At 50.6% G+C, this 20,045-nt stretch carries 20 protein-coding genes; 1 reads left to right on the top strand and 19 read right to left on the bottom strand.

Going from position 1 to position 20,045, the window contains the following annotated elements:
• Positions 1–60: 60 nt before the first annotated feature.
• The 12 genes from GPK90_RS04435 to GPK90_RS04380 all read right to left on the bottom strand — a co-directional run bounded on the left by GPK90_RS04435 (position 61) and on the right by GPK90_RS04380 (position 11,696).
• Positions 61–771, bottom strand: a complete 711-nt coding sequence (locus tag GPK90_RS04435; protein WP_215702247.1) for a nucleoside recognition protein — start codon at positions 769–771, stop codon at positions 61–63.
• A gap of 155 nt (positions 772–926) precedes the next feature.
• Positions 927–2,066: an NAD(P)H-dependent flavin oxidoreductase gene (locus GPK90_RS04430; RefSeq protein WP_215702246.1), complete on the bottom strand. Its 1,140-nt coding sequence runs from the start codon at positions 2,064–2,066 to the stop codon at positions 927–929.
• Between the two features lie 8 nt (positions 2,067–2,074).
• Positions 2,075–3,850 (bottom strand): acetyl-CoA carboxylase carboxyltransferase subunit alpha, encoded by a 1,776-nt coding sequence (locus GPK90_RS04425; protein WP_118321832.1) that lies wholly within the window; start codon positions 3,848–3,850, stop codon positions 2,075–2,077.
• Between the two features lie 38 nt (positions 3,851–3,888).
• Positions 3,889–5,244, bottom strand: a complete 1,356-nt coding sequence (locus GPK90_RS04420) for an acetyl-CoA carboxylase biotin carboxylase subunit (protein ID WP_215702245.1) — start codon at positions 5,242–5,244, stop codon at positions 3,889–3,891.
• 13 nt (positions 5,245–5,257) lie between these two features.
• Positions 5,258–5,680, bottom strand: a complete 423-nt coding sequence (gene fabZ / locus GPK90_RS04415; protein ID WP_117513024.1) for a 3-hydroxyacyl-ACP dehydratase FabZ — start codon at positions 5,678–5,680, stop codon at positions 5,258–5,260.
• Between the two features lie 73 nt (positions 5,681–5,753).
• Positions 5,754–6,230 (bottom strand): acetyl-CoA carboxylase biotin carboxyl carrier protein, encoded by a 477-nt coding sequence (gene accB, locus GPK90_RS04410; protein ID WP_015553937.1) that lies wholly within the window; start codon positions 6,228–6,230, stop codon positions 5,754–5,756.
• 11 nt (positions 6,231–6,241) lie between these two features.
• A complete protein-coding gene (gene fabF / locus GPK90_RS04405) occupies positions 6,242–7,477 on the bottom strand; it encodes a beta-ketoacyl-ACP synthase II (RefSeq protein WP_215702244.1) in 1,236 nt (411 codons plus the stop codon).
• Between the two features lie 113 nt (positions 7,478–7,590).
• Positions 7,591–8,334: a 3-oxoacyl-[acyl-carrier-protein] reductase gene (gene fabG / locus GPK90_RS04400; RefSeq protein ID WP_117470021.1), complete on the bottom strand. Its 744-nt coding sequence runs from the start codon at positions 8,332–8,334 to the stop codon at positions 7,591–7,593.
• Positions 8,335–8,414: 80 nt separating this feature from the next.
• Entirely contained in the window at positions 8,415–9,323 is a 909-nt protein-coding gene (gene fabD / locus GPK90_RS04395) for an ACP S-malonyltransferase (RefSeq protein ID WP_215702243.1), read from the bottom strand.
• 8 nt (positions 9,324–9,331) lie between these two features.
• Positions 9,332–10,279, bottom strand: a complete 948-nt coding sequence (gene fabK / locus GPK90_RS04390; RefSeq protein WP_405581986.1) for an enoyl-[acyl-carrier-protein] reductase FabK — start codon at positions 10,277–10,279, stop codon at positions 9,332–9,334.
• A gap of 95 nt (positions 10,280–10,374) precedes the next feature.
• Complete coding sequence (gene acpP / locus GPK90_RS04385; RefSeq protein WP_117469940.1) at positions 10,375–10,608, bottom strand: acyl carrier protein; 234 nt, start codon at positions 10,606–10,608, stop codon at positions 10,375–10,377.
• Positions 10,609–10,730: 122 nt separating this feature from the next.
• Complete coding sequence (locus GPK90_RS04380; RefSeq protein WP_405581982.1) at positions 10,731–11,696, bottom strand: beta-ketoacyl-ACP synthase III; 966 nt, start codon at positions 11,694–11,696, stop codon at positions 10,731–10,733.
• A 161-nt stretch (positions 11,697–11,857) separates the two neighbouring features.
• On the opposite strand from GPK90_RS04380, the gene GPK90_RS04375 reads away from it, so the two are divergent.
• Complete coding sequence (locus tag GPK90_RS04375) at positions 11,858–12,355, top strand: ECF transporter S component (RefSeq protein WP_252197348.1); 498 nt, start codon at positions 11,858–11,860, stop codon at positions 12,353–12,355.
• Positions 12,356–12,422: 67 nt separating this feature from the next.
• On the opposite strand, the gene GPK90_RS04370 is transcribed toward GPK90_RS04375, so the two are convergent.
• The 7 genes from GPK90_RS04370 to GPK90_RS04340 form a co-directional block, all read right to left on the bottom strand.
• On the bottom strand, positions 12,423–13,556 hold the full coding sequence (locus GPK90_RS04370; protein ID WP_215702242.1) for a M14 family metallopeptidase: 1,134 nt from the start codon (positions 13,554–13,556) through the stop codon (positions 12,423–12,425).
• A 9-nt stretch (positions 13,557–13,565) separates the two neighbouring features.
• A complete protein-coding gene (locus tag GPK90_RS04365; RefSeq protein ID WP_015553926.1) occupies positions 13,566–13,721 on the bottom strand; it encodes a hypothetical protein in 156 nt (51 codons plus the stop codon).
• Positions 13,722–13,736: 15 nt separating this feature from the next.
• On the bottom strand, positions 13,737–15,023 hold the full coding sequence (locus GPK90_RS04360) for a TRAP transporter large permease subunit (protein WP_015553925.1): 1,287 nt from the start codon (positions 15,021–15,023) through the stop codon (positions 13,737–13,739).
• A gap of 79 nt (positions 15,024–15,102) precedes the next feature.
• A complete protein-coding gene (locus GPK90_RS04355; protein ID WP_117513033.1) occupies positions 15,103–15,762 on the bottom strand; it encodes a DUF6305 family protein in 660 nt (219 codons plus the stop codon).
• A gap of 93 nt (positions 15,763–15,855) precedes the next feature.
• Positions 15,856–17,718, bottom strand: coding sequence for a gamma-glutamyltransferase (gene ggt / locus GPK90_RS04350; RefSeq protein WP_215702241.1), 1,863 nt, complete (start codon positions 17,716–17,718; stop codon positions 15,856–15,858).
• A 340-nt stretch (positions 17,719–18,058) separates the two neighbouring features.
• Positions 18,059–18,682, bottom strand: coding sequence for a response regulator (locus tag GPK90_RS04345; protein WP_015553922.1), 624 nt, complete (start codon positions 18,680–18,682; stop codon positions 18,059–18,061).
• Entirely contained in the window at positions 18,651–20,033 is a 1,383-nt protein-coding gene (locus GPK90_RS04340) for a sensor histidine kinase (RefSeq protein ID WP_215702240.1), read from the bottom strand. The genes GPK90_RS04345 and GPK90_RS04340 overlap by 32 nt, the downstream gene beginning before the upstream one ends.
• Between the last annotated feature and the right edge of the window lie 12 nt (positions 20,034–20,045).

The following is a 20,045-nucleotide window of genomic DNA, read 5'->3' as shown; positions in this document are numbered from 1 at the left end:
AAATCACTAGATTATAAGCAACTTTTAAAAGAGCGGTGGAATTTACTTTTTCACTGGAATTTACTTTTTCAAGTCAGCCATGACTTTGCAGAACACCACCCCCGCCGCCGTACTCGCGATCGTCGCGAGCAGCGCCGGTCCCGCGATCGCTGCCGGATCGACGCTACCGTACTGGCTGCGGTAGGCGATCATGTTGATGGGGATCAGCTGCAGGGACGAGATGTTGATGATCAGAAATGTACACATCTCGTTGCTGGCGGTCCCGGCCGGGCGCTTCCATCTGTACAGTTTTTCTTTTGACTTCGGCTTATCCGGAGTCTCCCCGTATGACCGTCTCCGCTCCCCGGATATTCCGCAATCTTCTTCCCGGTCCTCTCTCCAGCAAATCCCGCCTCTTCTCTCATCCTCCAGCTTTCCCAGCTCCTCCATCGCCTTCAATCCCGCCGGGGTTGCCGCCCAGCCGAGTCCCAGCATATTTGCGATCATATTTGTCGCGATATACTGCCCTGCCGGATGTCCGTCGGGGAGATTTGGGAAGAGGAATCTGATCACCGGGCGCATTTTTTTCGTGAGCGCCTCAATGAGACCGGCTCGCTCCCCGATCTTTAAGATCCCGCACCAGAACGACATGATCCCGAGCATGGTGACTCCCAGAGTCACCGCCTCTTTCGCCGAATCCAGCAGCCCGTTCGTCACTTCCCCCATATTTCCATGAAACGCCGCCCAGAAGATCCCGGCGGCCATCATCCCAGCCCACAGCGCATTTAACATAAAAAGATCCCGCATTTCTGTCTGAAGAGGTGAAATCCCCGAAAATCCGGTAAAAGACCGGATCCATCGGGTTATCACCTGAGTTTCTTCATTCTATGACAGAAATGCAGGATCTATGAATCTCCGCAACTTTACAATACTTTGTGGATTATGAGCTATTCTCCGCACAGCGCCGCCATGACTTCCGGCACCGTCTCGATCTTCTCGCAGCGGTACGCGTTGCTCCCGCAGAACAGCAGCGCGTCATCGATCTTTCCTTCCGCGGCATTGATAAGCGCCTTCGTGATGCAGTACGGCGTTGTCGCCGGATCACAGTGCTCCAGGCACCTGAAACAGTGCTCGACCTTGACCGGGCCTTTCGCGACACGCTCTAAGAACTTGTTTTTGATCGCACGCCCCGGCATTCCGACCGGACTCTTCACGATCACGATGTCTTCCTCTTTCGCGTTAATGTATGCCTCTTTGTAAGCGATATCCGCGTCACATTCCTCGGTGGTCACAAATCTCGTCGCCGCCTGGACTCCTTCTGCTCCAAGTTCAAACTGATGCAGAACGTCCTTATGGTCGAAAATTCCGCCCGCCGTGATGACCGGGATATGCTTTTTATACTTCTCGGCAAAGCTTTTCACCGTCTCAATGATCCCGCGGACCTCCTTGTCATATGCCGGCTCATCATATGTCTCCGCCACATGATCCGTATCGGCTCCAAACTCCGTAAGCTGTTCCCTGGAAAATCCAAGGTGACCGCCCGCGCAGGGACCTTCCACCACGACGAAATCCGGTGCCGTATGGTACTTTCTGTCCCACATCCGGCAGATGACAAGTGCCGATTTCACAGAAGAAACGATCGGCGCGATCATCGTGCGGCGCTCTTTTTTTTCTCCGCCGTCCGCTTCGCTCTCCGCCTCCGCGACAAATTTCGGCATGTCGATCGGGAGACCGGCTCCTGAGATGATCACGTCCGCTCCGGCCTTTACGGCCTCTTTTACATAAGATGCGTACTCTTTTGTCGCGACCATGATATTAAAGCCGAGAACGCCCTGCGGCGCTTTCTCTCTGGCTTTTTTAAGCTCTGAATGGATCGCTCTCAAGTTCGCTGCCATCGGATTTTTCCCGAAGTCATGATCCTTAAATCCGATCTGCGCTGTGGAAATGATCCCGATGCCGCCCGCTTTTGCAACGGCTCCGGCGAGCGAAGAAAGACTGATGCCGACTCCCATTCCTCCCTGGATCACCGGGCGCTTCGCCACAAGGTTTCCTATTTTTAATGGTTTCAGGATGTTTGTTTTCTCCATTCTGCCTCCTAGAACTTCCGGAATCTCTCGTAACGGCGTTCTGCTAACGTCTTCCCACCGAGCGGTGTCCATGTTTCAAAGAATTCCTCCATGGCATCTTCCATAGTCTTTGCGATCTCCGGAAGTGTTTCCGGGTCTGCCGGTTCCGGCTCCGGGATAACCCGTTCAATGATTCCAAGTTCTTTTAATTCTTTTGCAGTCATCTTCATGACACGTGCCGCCTCATCGGCGCGTTTGCTGTCTTTCCAGAGGATCGAAGCAAAACCTTCCGGGGAAAGGACGGAATAGACTGCATTTTCCATCATCCAGACCTCATTGGCAACCGCCATGGCGAGTGCTCCGCCGCTTCCGCCTTCCCCGATCACGATCGAGAGGACCGGAACGGTGAGATCGGACATCTCAAAGAGGTTTCTCGCGATCGCCTCGCCCTGTCCGCGCTCCTCGGCTTCCAGACCGCAGAACGCCCCTGGTGTATCCACAAAGCATACCACCGGACGTCCGAAGGTCTCCGCCTGTTTCATGAGACGGAGCGCTTTCCGGTATCCGTCCGGGGACGGCATGCCGAAATTGCGCTTAATGTTTTCTTTTGTATTCTTTCCTTTTTCCTGGCCGATCACTGTCACAGGCATTCCGTGGAAGGACGCGATCCCGCCGACAATGGCGCCGTCGTCCTTGCAGTAGCGGTCTCCGTGAAACTCCATAAAGTCATCAAAGATCGCATGGATATAGTCGGTCGCTACCGGGCGATCCGACTTTCTGGAAAGCAGGACGGAATCCCACGCGCTGCGGATCATTCCGGCGGCTTTTTCCGATGCATGGCGGACTTTCTTTCCACGGGACCGGTTCTCCTCTGAAGCACCTTCCCCGGAATGTTCTCTCTCCCAGGCCGCCAGACATCCGCTCTCCGGCTTCTTATGAAGCTTTAAGATCATCGCCAGCGTCTCTTTTAATTCCTCACGCTTCACAATCTTATCGACAAAGCCGTGCTCCACAAGGAACTCGGCTCTCTGGAAACCTTCCGGGAGCTTCTGCCCGATCGTCTGCTCGATGACACGCGGTCCGGCAAATCCGATGAGTGCCCCCGGCTCCGCAAGGATGATATCTCCGAGCATCGCGAAACTTGCCGTCACGCCGCCCGTCGTCGGATCGGTCAGAACACTCACATAGAGCTGTCCGGCCTCATGATGTCTCTTTAACGCAGCGGACGTCTTTGCCATCTGCATCAGGGAGACCATGCCTTCCTGCATTCTCGCGCCGCCGGAGCAGGCGAAGAGGATCACCGGAAGTTTTTCCGCTGTGGCGCGCTCGACCGCCCGTGTGATCTTTTCTCCTACATTGTGGCCCATGCTGCTCATTAAAAATCTCGCATCGCAGACGCCGACAACCGTCTCTTCCCCGTGGATCCGGCATTTTCCGGTGACGATCGCCTCGTTGAGTCTCGATTTTTCTCTTGCCGCCGCAAGTTTCTTCTCGTATCCCGGGAAATTTAACGGGTTGGAGACTTCCATCTCCTTGTCCCACTCCTCAAAGCTTCCCTCGTCAGCGATCATCTCGATCCTGCGGTACGCATGGACACGGAAATATCCGCCGCATTTCGGACAGATATAAAAGTTCGCGCGGACATCATCCGTATAGATCGGTTTTCCGCACTTATTACATTTTTTCCACAGACCGGCAGGAATTACCGGTGCGTCTTCCTGCTCTGCTTTCGCAGATTCCTTTTCTTCCGCGCGGTATCTCATATCGATCTTTGTATATGTTTTCTTAAACATATCCCTTAACATACAAAAAAGCTCCTTTCCAGTCTATGGAAACACAATTTTTATTCTTTACAATACTCCGGAAAATGGGACGGGATAAAGTTTGTATCCACCTCGCCCGCCTGGAAATCCGGATCACTGATGATGTCATACTGGAAATCCAGATTTGTGTTGATCCCCTCGATAACAAGCTCTCCGAGTGCGCTGCGCATCTTCGCGATCGCAGACGCGCGGTCCTTGTCGCGGACGATCAGCTTTAAGATCATGGAGTCATAGTTCGGCGGGATCCGGTAATTATTGTAAACAGCCGTATCGACACGGACTCCGCGTCCGCCCGGAAGATGAATGTCTGTGATCATGCCCGGGCACGGCATAAAGTTCTTCTCCGGATTCTCCGCGTTGATCCTGCACTCGATCGCATGCCCGGAGATCCTGATATCTTCCTGGCGCACAGAGAGCGGCTCACCGGAGGCGATCCTGATCTGCTCCTTGATGAGATCCATATCGGTGACAGACTCCGTTACCGGGTGTTCCACCTGGATCCTCGTGTTCATTTCCATGAAATAGAAATTTTTCTGTTTATCCAAAAGGAACTCGATGGTTCCCGCATTCTCATATCCGACTGCTTTCGCCGCCCGGACCGCCGTCTCCCCCATCTTTTTGCGGAGTTCATCGGAGATCGCCGCAGACGGGGACTCTTCAAGGACTTTCTGGTGTCTTCTCTGGATCGAGCAGTCGCGCTCGCCGAGATGGACGACATTTCCGTATCGGTCACCCAGGATCTGGAATTCGATATGGCGCGGATTCTCCACAAACCGCTCGATGTACATGGTATTGTCGGAAAATCCTTTGACCGACTCCATCTGGGCGTTTAAGAAATTGGACTCGAAATCTTCCTCTGATCTTGAGACGCGCATTCCTTTTCCGCCGCCGCCGCTGGACGCCTTGATCATGACCGGGAAACCGACTTCCTTTGCGGTCTTAAGACCTTCTTCCACGGTGTAGACCGGCTCTTTGCTTCCCGGAACGACCGGAACACCGGCCGCCATCATGGTCTTTCTCGCCTCAGATTTATTTCCCATCTTGTTAATGATCTCAGCTGACGGTCCGATAAAGCGGATATTGCACTTTTCACAGAGCTCCGCGAAGCGGGCATTCTCGGACAAAAATCCGAAGCCCGGATGGATAGCATCTGCCTTCATGACAACGCATGCGGTTAAGATCCTCTCCATATCGAGATAACTCTCCGTGGACGGCGCCGGTCCGATACAGATCGCCTCGTCCGCAAGAAGTGTGTGCAGTGCGTCCCGGTCTGCCTCGGAGTAGACGGCAACCGTCTTGATCCCCATCTCCCGGCATGCCCGGATGATCCGAACGGCGATCTCGCCGCGGTTTGCGATTAAAATCTTCTGAAACATCTCTTCACCAGTCCTAACCGATCATAAATGTGAGTTCCGCAGATACCGCGACTTTGCCGTCCACAGTAGCGACCGCCTTTCCAACACCGACCGGTCCTTTCTGCTTGATGATCTCGCATTCCAGACGGAGCTTGTCGCCCGGAACTACTTTCTTCTTAAACTTTACATTATTCATTGCGCCGAAATACGCAGTCTTTCCTTTGTTTCCCTCAACGCTTAAGATCGCGACAGCGCCTGTCTGTGCCAGCGCCTCAACGATCAGGACGCCCGGCATTACCGGCTCCTGCGGAAAATGGCCCGCGAAATACGGCTCATTGTATGTCACAGATTTATATCCGACGGCTCTCACGCCCGGCTCCAGCTCCTCCACACAATCCACGAGAAGAAACGGATGTCTGTGGGGAATGATTTCCTGAATTTCTTTGATTCCTAACATGATTTTTATCCTCTATCCAATCTTTCACAGCCCGCGCGGCAATGCGCGGGCCGCCAAACGGTTATCTTTATAATTAACGAATCCGGAATAACGGCTGACCATACTCAACCGTCTCCTCGTTCTTCACAAGGATCTCCTCCACGATTCCGTCATACTCGCTCTCGATCTCATTCATCAGCTTCATGGCTTCCACGATTCCGATGACCTGACCTTTTTTCACGGTATCTCCGACTTTTACATAGTCCTCTGCGTCCGGTGCCGGGGAGGAATAGAACGTACCCACAAGCGGACAGGTGATCACTTTCTCGGAGATTCCGGAAATTTTCTTTTCCGCATTTTCACCGGAGACCTGCTCCATAGCGGTCACATCCGCGGTCTGGATCATGGAACCCTGTCCCGGGACCTGCATAACGACCGGTGTCTGCGCCGCCGCAACGATTTTCTTTTCCCGCTTCATGCTCAGTTTCCAGTCGCCTTCCTCAAGCTCGAAGCCGGTCATGCCGTTCTCTGACATTGCCTTCATTAATTCAATGATCTCTTTTACTTCCATCGCCGTTCTCCTTACTCCTCAAACCTTCTGACAAGCAGGCACGCATTGTGTCCGCCGAATCCCAGAGAGTTCGTCAAAACTGTCTTTACTTCCATGGAAACGCCGTCGCCCTTTGTGTAGTCAAGATCGCATTCCGGATCGTCTACTTTTAAGCCTGCTGTGGCATGAACGAAGCCGTCCTGGATGGATTTTACACAGTCGATGAACTCAACGCCGCCGGCAGCGCCTAAGAGGTGGCCGATCATGGATTTTGTGGAGTTGATCTTTACTTTATATGCATGGTTGCCAAGCGCAAGCTTGATGGCCTTTGTCTCGAATAAATCGTTGTGGTGGGTCGCTGTTCCGTGGGCATTGATGTAATCGATGTCCTCCGGCTTCATTCCCGCGTCAGCAATTGCGTATTCCATTGCCTTTGCGGCACCGCTTCCGTCCTCCGCCGGAGAAGTAATGTGATAAGCATCGCCTGTCGCTCCGTATCCGGCTAACTCCGCGTAGATCTTCGCTCCGCGGGCTTTTGCATGCTCTAATTCCTCTAAGACAACGACACCTGCGCCCTCGCCCATGACGAAACCGTTTCTCTCAAGATCGAACGGAATGGAGGCGCGCTCCGGATCCTCAGAGGTGGAAAGAGCGGTAAGTCCGGAGAATCCCGCAACGCCTAACGGTGTGATGCAGCTCTCAGTTCCGCCTGCGACCATGACCTCCGCCTCGCCGTGCTGGATCGCACGCATTGCCTCACCGATGGAGTTCGTACCGGACGCGCACGCTGTCACGACGTTGATGTTCTTTCCCTTTAAGCCAAACTGGATGGACACGTTTCCTGCTGCCATATTGCTGATCATGAGCGGCACCAGAAGCGGATTTACGCGGTTCGGTCCTTTTTCCAGAAGCTTCTTATATTCCTTCTCGATGATCTGTAAGCTTCCAATACCGGAGCTCACGCAGACACCGACACGGAACGGATCTTCCTTTGTCATGTCGAGGGAAGAATCCTCCATCGCCTGGCGGGTTGCCGCTACCGCAAACTGTGCGAAGCGCTCCATTCTTCTTGCCGCCTTCGGATCCATATAGTCCTTCGGCTCGAAGTCCTTGACCTCTGCCGCGAGCTTTGCTTTATAATCGGTCGTGTCAAAATAGGTGATCGGTCCAAATCCGAGTTTCTTCTCTTTTAATCCGTTCCAAAATGTCTCAACATCGTTTCCGATCGGGGTGATCACGCCCATTCCTGTTACTACAACTCTTCTCATGCTTTTCGTTCTCCTGTTCTAATTATGCTATCATCCACGCCCCGCGCAGATGATAACCGAAACATCCGCTGTCCGGCTGTGTGGCCGGAACAGGCGCTTTTTCCAACTGTCTTTTACATCGCCATGCCGCCGTCCACATGAAGAACCTGGCCGGTAATATAAGCTGCCTCATCGGAAGCGAGAAATGCGACTGCCTCCGCAATGTCTTTTGTCTCGCCGAAATGCTTTAACGGAATCTGCTCGCCCATGGCTTTCTTTACGTCCTCCGGCAGCACATCCGTCATCTCTGTACGGATAAATCCCGGTGCGACTGCGTTCGATGTGATTCCGCGGCTTCCAAGCTCTCTCGCAACGGATTTCGTGAGTCCGATGATGCCGGCCTTAGATGCGCAGTAGTTTGCCTGGCCTGCATTTCCCATCACTCCGGAAACGGAGGAGATGTTGATGATCCGTCCGCCTCTCTGCTTTAACATCTGGCGGGAAACATGCTTGATACAGTTGAACGCACCCTTTAAGTTTGTGGCGATAACTGCGTCAAAATCGTCCTCGGACATCTTCATGATCAGGTTGTCTTTTGTGATTCCGGCGTTGTTCACAAGAATATCGAGACGGCCGTATTTCTTTACGATCCCATCGATCATTTCTTTGGATTTTTCGAAATCACTGACGCTGCACTGCATGCTCTCCGCCATTCCGCCGTTTGCTGTGATCTCGTTTACGACTTCCTCTGCTTTTGCTGCGGAGCCGTTATAGTTGACGATGACGGTCGCGCCGTATCCAGCCAGTGTCAAAGCGATCTGACGGCCGATTCCGCGGCTTGCGCCTGTCACAAGAGTAACCTTCCCTGTTAAATTCATGTTTCCCTCCGTGTTTCTATCAGTCAGCCGCCAGATTTTTGTCTCTGACGACATTATTTACTAATTTCTCTTTCGATCACTTAGTTCAGCTTCTCCAGATCCTCAAATTTCTCAATGTTGATGACCGTCGCTTCCCTGTTGATCTTTCTGATAAATCCAGCTAACGTCTTTCCCGGTCCGATCTCGATAAACCTGTCAACACCGTCCGCCAGCATGGTCTCCACGCTCTGCTGCCATCTGACAGAAGAAGATACCTGGCGTGTTAAGAGCGGCTTTACATCCTCCGCCTTTGTCACATAAGCGGCTGTCACATTCGCCACATACGGGATCTTTGGCTCAGATACCGGAATATTCTCCAGAAACCTTCCAAGCTTCTCCCCGGCTTCCTCTAAAAGATAGGAGTGGAACGGTCCACTGACATTAAGCGGGATCACACGTCTTGCACCTGCCTCTTTTAACTTCACCGCCGCGGTCTCCACCGCCTCCTTGAGACCGGAGATCACGATCTGACCCGGGCAGTTGTAGTTTGCGACCTGCACATTCGGAATCTCGTCCACAACGGCATTGATCTCATCTGCCGTCATGCCGAGAACAGCGCTCATTCCGCCGACTCCAGCCGGAACTGCCTCCTGCATGAGGATTCCTCTCTCCCGGACTGTGCGGATCGCGTCATCCGCCGTCATAACGCCAGCTGCCACCAGTGCACAGTACTCGCCAAGGCTTAAACCAGCCGCCACATCCGCATGGATGCCGCGCTCCTCCATAACCTTCATCATGGCAACGCTCGTGGTCACCATTGCCGCCTGCGTATACTCCGTGATGTCCAGACGATCATTTTTCTCAAAACATAACTCCGGAACGGAAAAACCTAAAAGCTCCGTCGCACGGTCAAATACTGCCTTTGCAGTCTCCGAATTTTCATAAAAATCCTGGCCCATGCCGCATACCTGCGCGCCCTGTCCCGGAAAAATAAATGCTGTCTTTCCCATGATTCTCCTTACTTCTGGCATCCGCCAAGCAGCTTATCTGCCTGCTCCATCATCTCATCGATCATTTCCTTGCATGTCTGCTCTTTCGTTACAAGACCTGCGATCTGACCTGCCATGACGGTTCCATTTGTGGTATCGCCTTCCTGAACGGCTTTTCTGAGGGTTCCAAGTGTCAGATACTCAAGCTCCTCAAAGGATTTTCCTTCTGCCTCAAGTCGGTTATACTCTCTTGTCATCTGGTTTCTCAGGCAGCGGACCGGATGTCCGTGGGTTCTTCCTGTTACCGCAGAATCGATGTCCTTTGCTTTAATGATTCTCTGCTTATAATTTTCATGAACGATAGATTCCTTTGCGACAACAAATCTTGTTCCCATCTGGACTGCCTCAGCGCCCAGCATGAAAGCCGCCGCGATTCCTCTTCCATCACCGATGCCGCCTGCTGCAATGACCGGGATGGATACCGCATCAACGACCTGCGGAACGAGAGTCATGGTGGTCGCCTCACCGATATGTCCGCCGGATTCGGTTCCCTCTGCAACGACAGCATCAGCGCCGCCGCGCTCCATAAGCTTCGCAAGAGCCACAGAAGCAACGACTGGTATCACGATGATCCCTGCTTCCTTCCACATCTTCATGTACTTTGCAGGATTTCCGGCTCCTGTCGTAACGACTTTCACGCCCTCTTCAACAACCACCTTCGCCACATCATCCGCATACGGACTCATTAGCATCACATTGACACCGAACGGCTTCTTTGTCAGTGCTTTCGCCTTACGGATCTCTTCACGGACAACCTCTCCCGGTGCATTTGCGCCGCCGATGAGGCCAAGACCGCCTGCCTCGGAAACAGCAGCAGCAAGATGATGCTCAGCGACCCAGGCCATACCGCCCTGAATGATCGGATATTCGATTCCCAGCATTTCTGTAATTCTTGTCTTCATTTTTATTGCTCTCACTTCCTGAAATCTATCTGTCGGGTATTGCCCGGAATTATCTTTATATCAGTAAAACGCGTCATAGACGCGTTTTTACTCTGGTTTATTCGGTTTGATTATTCCTCAACACCTTTATCTTTTAAGTACTTCATAACATCGCCGACCGTTGCGAGATTCTGAAGGTCCTCAGCCGGGATCTCTACGGAATACTCATCCTCAAGAGCCATAACAAGTTCAAATAAGTCAAGGGAATCTGCACCAAGGTCATCCTTGAAGGAAGTTGCCTCTGTGATGCCGTCTGCGTCTGTGCTTAACTGCTCTGCGATGATTTCTTTCATTTTTTCTAACATGATTTGATCTCCTTTAAATGTTCTTATTATTTGTATTTTATGAGTTTTTGCATTTTTTTGTTTTTTAAAATTATTTCTTATTATGTAGATAACTTCTCCTGCTTTCCGGATGAATCAGATATCTACCACTCCATGAGCACTGCACCCCAGGTCATTCCGGCTCCGAAGCCTGACATGATAATCTTGTCGCCCCGCTTCAGCATGTCCTTCTGGATCATATCGTTTAACAGTAACGGAATCGATGCCGTTGATGTATTTCCAAACTGACCGATCGTCATCGGAAATTTCTCCATCGGCTCCTTCAGACGTCTGGCCGCTGCCTCAATGATCCGCTCATTCGCCTGATGAAGAACATAATATTTAATGTCTTCCTTTTTTGTCCCGGTCCGCTGTAAAAGCTCCATAACACTCTCCGGCACCTTCCGCACTGCGAATTTGAAAACTTCCTGTCCATCCATGGTCATAAATCCGAGCTCCGGTTTTGTTCCCGTGAGGAAGTTTCCGACAGTTCTCGAAGTGCAGGCAAGAACATCACCCTTTGTTCCGTCCGCTCCCATCATCATGTCGATGATTCCGGTCTCTTCCGCTTTTAAAACGGCTGCCCCTGCTCCGTCTCCAAAGAGGACACAGGTGCCGCGGTCACTCCAGTCTGTCACTTTGCTGAGGGTTTCTGCCCCGATGATCAGCGCCGTCTTGTAAATTCCGGCTTTAAAAAATCCTTCCACGATATTCATGGCGAAAATAAATCCTGCGCATGCCGCCGAGATATCGAAGGCAACTGCATTCACTGCCCCGATGGCCGCCTGAACACTGCAGGCATCGCTGGGATAATTCCGGTCCGGGGACGAAGTCCCGAGAATGATGATATCCAGCTCTTCCGGGGCAACTCCTGCTGCCGCAAGCGCCCGCTCAGCCGCCTTCGCCGCCAGATGGCGCGTTCCCTCTCCGGAGGAGATCCGGCGTTCCCGGATTCCGGTCCGTGTCCGGATCCACTCGTCATTCGTGTCCACGATCTTCGCCAGATCGTCGTTCGTAATCAAATTCTCCGGCACATACGCGCCGATTCCAGCAATTCTGGCTGTCATCATCTTCTAAATCCTGCCATTTCATTGATGCGAAGAAATTCTTTTCCCCGCAGTAGTTTTTAATTTCAAATAGTTTGATATTCAAAATGTTTGATTCTAATGGTAATAGATGTCTGCTGTTTTGTCAAGTGAATTTTTTTTATCCGGCCCGGACGTTCCGTTCCATGATATATTTCTGCTTTCTGCAACCGTTTTTCTTCTCTTCTGGACTGGTCAAATTATTTAAAATTCCTTCCGCCTTTGGCTACACCCACCTCGGCGACTGCATGATCATCCTGACCGTCTGCTTATTTGGCACAAGACGCGGCGTCCTCACCGGTGCCATCGGCGCAGGTCTCTCCGATTTTCTCGGCGGCTACGCGGTATGGGTTCTCCCGACCATGGTATTAAAAGGTCTCTGGGCGTTCATCGCCGGAACTATCGCCTACAAACTTCTGCCAAACTTTAAATATTCCTGGCTCGTCGGTGCTATCGTCGGCGGCATCGCCCATATTATCGGCTACACGCTCGTAAAGATCCCGCTCTACGGCACCGTTGTTGCCTTCGGTGAAATGTTCACCCTGTCCATGCAGACCATCGCAGGGATCGTCCTCGGCGGCGTGGTCTACACGATCCTCGTACAGTCCCCGGCTATCCGAACATTAAAGGCAAAATTTGCGTAACAAAAACCCCGGTCCGCAATGTTCATGCACTGCAGACCGGAGTTTTCATTGGGTCTATATAAAATTTTTACAGAAGGAAATCACCTAAATCGCTGTTGATCATCTCGTCATAGGTCGGAATGCCTTCCACAATGATCTGCTTATCTTCGCTGCTGTTATTGTTGAACGCATCGATGTAAGCGCTGATACCAGCAAGATGACGACCAGCACGCAGCTCGATTGGGAAGTTGCCGGAACTGTAGTCAACATACAGAAGCCCCAGATCATAGGCGATCACATAGCAAGGATCTTCACCTGTCTTTACCAGATCCTCATCTGTATAGCCACGAAGACGACCCTGACTAGGGTTACCAGTCTCCATTAACAGTGCATAAGTATTGGTATAATCACCTAACTCACGGTGAGTCAGACCATGCAAGGAAACCGGAGACGGCTCCAGACTCATGGAAATGCCCTCTAACTCCAGATTCAGAACGCCCTCAGATGCAATAGCAGAAGCGCGCTCGTGAGCTACGGTAGCATTGTTTACGGCATACTCCGGGCTGGACTCATGCAGGTCGATCTCCATGTCAATATCTAAGGTCTTGATCATGTTGGTTACCGCATAAGCAACCTGCTCAGATAAAGTACCATCCTCAACTCCCGGATAGCAGCGGTTCAGGTTACGAGTCTCTGAACCGGAAAGTGTCTGACCGGAAGACTTATGTGTGTAAATATCCGGATCCGGCCACTGATCGATCGGGTTGGTTGCACGGGAGCCATACTGGAATGTTCTGGTCTCACCATTTTTTGTGGTGAAGTGCATGTACTGCGGGGAACCATCCAGCGGGTCATTGTGGGTCAAAGCGGAATTGTTGATGTTCGGGATCACATAAATGGTTCCCGCTTCAACCTTTGCATTCTCTTCCAGAATAATGCCGGCCATATGACCAGAAGGTTCGTTGGCATGAGTGCTGCCCAGAACAACAAGGGAACCTCCCTCTTTTTCACCTTTCAGTACATATACATCGGAATCGCCGATGGTGCCTTCCAGGTTTGGATTATAACGGCTCAGCTTAAATACCTCGGTCACATTCGGACCAGTCACGATGTCTTCCTTGAAATGGCGCTTGGTATAAAAGCTCGTACCGGCAATACCGCCAACAAGAGCCGCGCAAACCAGAACGGCAACGGCGGACAGATACGTTTTCTTCATTTTCATTCACCCTCCTTACTTGATCAGGAAGATCCGCAGCAGCAGAGGAATTAAAATCATAGCTGCGTTGATCTGATCAACAAGGCGTTCTTCCTTAAAAATCATGTTGTACAGTGTGCTTACAAAAACCAGAAGGGCGATGGCTAAATAAATGATCGTGATAATACTCATAATTCAGTCCCTCCTTTAAAACAGTCCGGCAATCAGTTTTGAATTTGCCAGGAAGAAACAAGCGTAAACCAGCAGAATGATAATAGGCACAATACAACGCTTCAGGATCTTAGTGTATTTTTCTACACCTGTAACCTGTGCAGCGAACAGACCCGCTAAAGCGGTAGGAGGCATCATATCACCCACAGCAGCGATCAGGCTGATAGCAGCTAAAACCACAACGGAATTTCCGCCTAAAAGTGAAGCATAAATGTAAGCGAACGGAACGCCTAAAACCGAGCATGCGCCGTAAGAGGAAACTGCACCAAACAGCGGAATACTGATCGCGCAGGCTAAGAGCCACAATGTGCTCGGAAGACGCAGACAGCTGATAACTACCAGACCGCGAACGCCGGTCGCTGTCATTACTTCGATGAACATACCAACACCCATCAGAATACCCATAACAGGTGCTGCGGTACGGATGGCTTCCGGTACAGCAGTCAGTACATTGATCTTCTTTCCGGTGAACAGACCAACGGCAGCACTGATAAGGAACATGAGTGGCATACCGATGTCTTCGCCTAACTTCAGAACCTTAAAGATAACCATTAAAGCAACCAGAACCAGTAACGGAATGTAGATGCGCACACCGTACTGCTTGCGGATCGCATCCTGCTTTTCAAGAGCAGGTTTCAGTTTTTCATAGTCCATGTGGCGTGCCTGCTTGTAGCCAAGTAAAAGCACGAACAGAATCGCTAACGGGAAAGTGATTAAGGCCAGCGGACCCTCAAAACCAACATAAGGAACATCGATACCTGCGCAGATAATTAATGCAGCGGTATTTACAGGAGGTGCGATCATACCAAGCAGAGCACCCATAGCGATAATGGAGCCTGAGGTAACGGCATCAATTCCCATTAATGCAAGAACCGGAGCCATAATGGAACCTGCTGAAAGAACTGCTGCAGTGGAAGAACCGGTGATCATGCCGGGGAACATGATGATGAGCATGATTAAAACCAGTAAAACAGCAGGGAAACGATGGAATTTCTCAATAATCAGGCTGCTTAAAGCATCCAGAGCACCGGATCCCTCAATGACCTTCATGAAAATCATGGCACAGCCAATAGTCAGAATGGTATCTACATAACCGAACTCGCCCTCTACCATCATACGAATAGTCTCGGTGCCGAGGCCGCCCTCAAGAGCACCGCAGAGCGCTGCTATCAGCATTGATACGCCAACAGGCAGTTTGAATGCAAAGCAGCCGATCATGAAAACACCGACCATCACAATAAAAGTGATCACGTAAGGTGTCATAATGATGTTCTCCTCTTCAAAATCACTGCGGCCCGTTCAGCCAGGCCGCAGGTTAGTTTGTTTGTTTAGTAACTCAGATTTACAGACCAAATGCAGTTTTTAAAGCGTCAAGAGTACCTGCAGTGTTATCTACATAGATTGCAGGAGTTCCGTTGCCGGATAAGATACCAGACATCAGACCATCGGAATCTCCCTCAGAAACTACGATAGCAGCATCGCAGCCCTGGAAAGCCGGAGTGATAAAGCTGTCAGATAAGGTACCGCGACGAGCGGATCCGCCAGTGTGCAGAGCAAGAACAATGATGCCTTTTTCCTTTGCAGCGGAAATCAGAGCGTCAGTACGTGCAAGCTCCTGGTCAGCATCGATACCGGCAGCACCAAGTCCCTTGGAAGATCCACCGACTGCAAGGATCAGAGTTTTGCAGTCATCCGGAAGATCTGCGCCTGTGATGTTCTTATTCATTGTTACTTCAATGCCAGCCTTTGTGCAAAGTGTATTTGCAATGTCTACATCAGCACTCTGTCCAATACTGGTCAGGATAGCCGGAGTAGAGCACATACCTGCGCTGATCTCAGTCAGTTCAGTTGCAGCACCTGCTGCCGCTGTAGTTTCTGCGGAAGCTGCTGCTGTGGTTTCTGCAGCCGCTGCGGTAGTTGTTGTGCCGGAAGCGCCGGAGCCACAAGCAGCCAAAGATAATGTCAAAGCACTAGCCGCAATAAAAATACCAAGTTTCTTCATAATCGTATATCTCCTTTTCTTATTTTACAGCTGCCCGCCCCGTTATCGGGAAGCAGGCAGCACTGATAGTTCATGTATTACTGGAAATGAAAATTAATATGCCAGAGCCTTACCGTCACGGCGAGGATCCGCACCACCGCGCAGGGTTCCGTCCTTACCGATCGAGATTCCCTGTACGCCGCCAAAGAACAGCTGCCATTCTCCCTTATCAGTAACTTCATGTCCGCGATCCTGCAGTTCTTTAGCAACCTCAGGAGTGATCGGGTTCACACCGCCGGACTCATAGCAGATATTTTCAGATGCGTTGTCGTAGATACGTGCACAATCGATTGCGTCCTGAATATCCATATTGTAGTCAATCATGCGCTCAATAACCTGAGCGATCGTCGGGAAAATACGGGTAGCTCCCGGGCTTCCGATTGTCATGTACGGAGATCCATCCGGATATAAAACGATAGACGGGCTCATGCTGGATAACGGACGTTTTCCGCCTTCTGCGCAGTTTACGCTCTCAGGATCAGCTGAGAAATCATCCATCTCGTCGTTCATAATAAATCCATAGCCAGGAACACCAACCTTGGAACCAAAGCCGTAGTTGATAGTCTTTGTGCAGGCTACCATGTTGCCCCACTGGTCAACAACGGAAAAGCTTGTAGTTGCATAATGCTCTAACTCTTCCGGCTCTACAGCCACATAGCTGCCGCTCTTGTCAGTGATCTCGCTATAACGCTCTGCAGCATAGTCTTTGCTTGTCAGCTGAGCTAACGGAACATCAGCAAAGTCAGTATCTGCCATATACTGCGCGCGGTCTGCGAAGGCAATCTTGAAAGCCTCAGAGAAACGATGTACATACTCGGCGCTGTTTACACCAATCTTGTCCATATCGTCGTAGTTCTCGAGAATGTTCAGGATCTCAACCAGGTGTGTACCGCCGGAAGATGCCGGTGGTAAAGAGTAGATAGTGTAATCTTTATAGTGACCAACGACAGGCTCACGAACCTTTACTTCGTAATTTGCAAGGTCTTCCATGGTCATGTTGCCACCCCAAGCCGCAACAGCATCCACCATAGCCTGTGCCATATCGCCGGTATAGAAAGCATCTTTACCGCCATCAGCGATCAACTGCAGGGTCTTTGCCAGATCCGGGTTTTTGATCACATCACCAACCTCATACGGCAGTCCGCTCTCATCCAGGTAGATATTGCTCAAAGTCTCGTTTGCGGCAATACCGGTATACTCGCTGTCCAGCTCTTCCTTAAAGGTAACTCCCACTACATAGCCGTTGTTGGCTGTGTCGATAGCAGGCTGGAAGATCTGCTGACGGCTTACGGCATCAGAACCGTAGTTATCAAGAAGATACTCAAAACCAGCAACTTCTCCAGGTACAGCTACCGACAGACCGCCGATCACGCTCTTGTCACCCAGATTATTCACGCCGTCCAGACTGAACTGCTCCATCTTTCCGTTTTCATCCAACCACATCTGCGCATTAGCAGCTGCAGGAGCAGTCTCACGGAAATCAAGGACACTCACCTTGTCATCTTTGGCACTGTAAATAGTCATAAATCCGCCGCCGCCCAGACCGGAGAAGTACGGCTCAGCCACACCCAGAGTGTAGGCTACAGCAGCCGCTGCGTCAAAGGCGTTTCCGCCTTCCTTCAGAATTTCCAGACCTGCCTTGCTGGCGTACCAGTTACAGGAAGCAACCGCGCCGTTTTTACCGGTAGCGTCACGGTCATCACGCTTCTTCTCGAGGTTTTCGTTGTAAGGCAGCCAGACATCCTCACCCACGGTTCCGGTCGTAGAAGCAGCTTCTGTTTCGGAAGCCGTCTCGGTAGCAGCCTCACTGCTCGCCGCTGTCGTTGTCGTTGAGGAAGCAGTTCCGCAGGCAGTCAACGAAGCTGCCAGACTGAGTGCAACTGCAGATCTTGCAACCAGACGATTTGATCTTTTCATTGTCATCCTCCTTTTGTTTGAGAGGTTCGCCGCCCATCGGCAACTCCTCTCTGTTTTGTGGTGTCTTTTATTAGTAAGCGAAAGCTTTACCATCACATCTCAAGTCGGGGTGAAAGCTGATCCCCAGGATAAGAGTAATATTTATGTAGAAACTGTGTCGAAGTTCTGTAGGAACTGTGTAAATTATACAAAATCACTCTATTCAAGTCTATTTTTTCTCATATTTTTCTCAAAAATGTAATAATGTCCTTTGATCAATTAAATTGGGTTTCATATTAAACGAAAAAAGTTTTACCTCGTTTTCTCAAGGTAAAACTTTTTTCGTTTTATTGTAGATCGCTTACATATTTTCAACCCAGCGGAATAACTGGCGCGGGCGGCCGACTTTGCCGTAAATGCTCACCATTTCCACTTTCTTATTCTGAATCAGATACTGCAGGTAACGGTATACCGTCTGATATGCAAGACCGCTGCTGCGAGCCACCTCATTTACTGTCATGTAATCCCCACCTTCTTTTAACGAATCCAGCACCAGCTGCATCGTGGCCTCACTTAAGCCTTTGTCCAAAGGTGCCTGTTTTTGATGCTCTCGTTCTAAAAGGCGTAAATGCAGCTTGATGCGGCTGATAATATCTGGAGCCTTGATGGGCTTCAAGGCAAAATCACTGGCACCCGCCTGAAGAAACTGGTCAGCCACCTCCTGACTTTCATCAATTGTAAACACGATAATTGGCACAGTATGTGAAAGTGCACGCAACATCTGCACTCCTTCCACGCCGTTAATGCCGGGCATGTGATAATCGATTAATACAATGTCAGGTTTGTGTAAACGAAACTGCTCCAGGCCTTTTTTTACATTTGGGGCACTGCAGGCCTCCCAGCCCTGAAAATGAAACAGCTCGCCTAAGGCAAAGCGAATATTTTCTTCATCGTCAATGGAAAGTATCGTAATCTTTCGTTCCATGGTTTACTACCTCCGGTAAAAATATGATGAACCGTGTGCCCTTGCCCGGCTGGCTTTCCGATATCACCGAGCCGTCCATGGCTTCCACGGTCTGTTTCACAAAGGCAAGTCCCAGGCCGCTGGATCCAAAGCCGGAAATTCCCTGCTCCCACATGGTGGCTTGCTGCTGCTCGGTCATACCGCAGCCGTTATCTGAAACAGAAAAAGTGATAAACGACAAGTCATCCACCAGGCGGGCCCGTACATGGATCCAAATGGCAAGCTCCCGCCCCTTCTCAACCGCCAGTGCGGCATTGTGGATCAGATTTACTAACACGCGCGTAAACAAAATACTGTTTACGCTTACCTGAAGCTCCGGTACCTCATTGTCAATATGCACGTTAGATGCGTAATCCTCTACCGATATCTGCGCAAGTGCCATATCTAAAATGTGCTTGGTGTCGCTGGGACTGCATCTGTTTTCATATAAGATTTCCGAGATCATGCTGCTCATCCGATCCATCTGGCTTTCAATGCGGCTCAGATATTCGATTTCCCTGTTTCTTCCGTCAACCTCGCATTGCATTTTTAAAATTCCCACCAAAGTCTGAGTACTGGTCAGAGGCGATTTTAAATCGTGCACCAGATACTTCATTTCCCGGTAGGTACGGTTTTTCATCTCCAGCAGTGCTGCACGACTCTGCACGTTCTGCATTTTTTCTTTTTCCTCCGACAGACGCAGAAGATTATTTTCATCCCGCAGCTGCAGGAGAATAATCGTTGCAAACAGAGTCACAACTAAAATTCCCACCGCACCGATGGCATTTAAGAGAGAATTGGCCTCCAGCACATCAGCAAATAGCTTGATATCAGAACTCGTCTCACCGCGTCCCACGGGCAGACCGCTCATCAGCGGCATGATGTCCAGGAACTGAAAAGCTATAGTAAAAATCAGCAGCATCAGGTTCTTTTTTGTTAATGATATATATTGATAATCCAGACGCCGAAACAGTACCACGGATGAACCCAAAAGCAGAGCAGGCAAACCAAAGTCGTAACGAATACCGTGCACCAGACCAATGCCCTCATATACAAGCGGCAGGATCAGTAAAATCATGCATGCATTGGGTATCCAACTTTTTTTCCCTCTCCGGTAGAGTTCCACTGACTCGGCAATATAATATGCTCCGATATAATGCGGAGCAGCGCGCAGGGCATTTAACATCACCAGGCGTAAAGCAGCCACCATCAGATCGGTCTTCTCCTGCTTTTCCAACGCAAGATGCATATACTCCCGCACCTGAAAATTCTGTACCGTAAATAAAACCGGCATTAAAAAACTCAGCGCGATCAACGCCAGACCGATCATCATTTCTTTGCGGTC

This window comes from Clostridium sp. MCC344 (assembly GCF_018785365.1).
GTDB lineage: Bacteria > Bacillota > Clostridia > Lachnospirales > Lachnospiraceae > Pilosibacter.
Note: the sequence above shows the minus strand (reverse complement) of the source record. Positions and strands in the feature narration are given on the sequence as shown.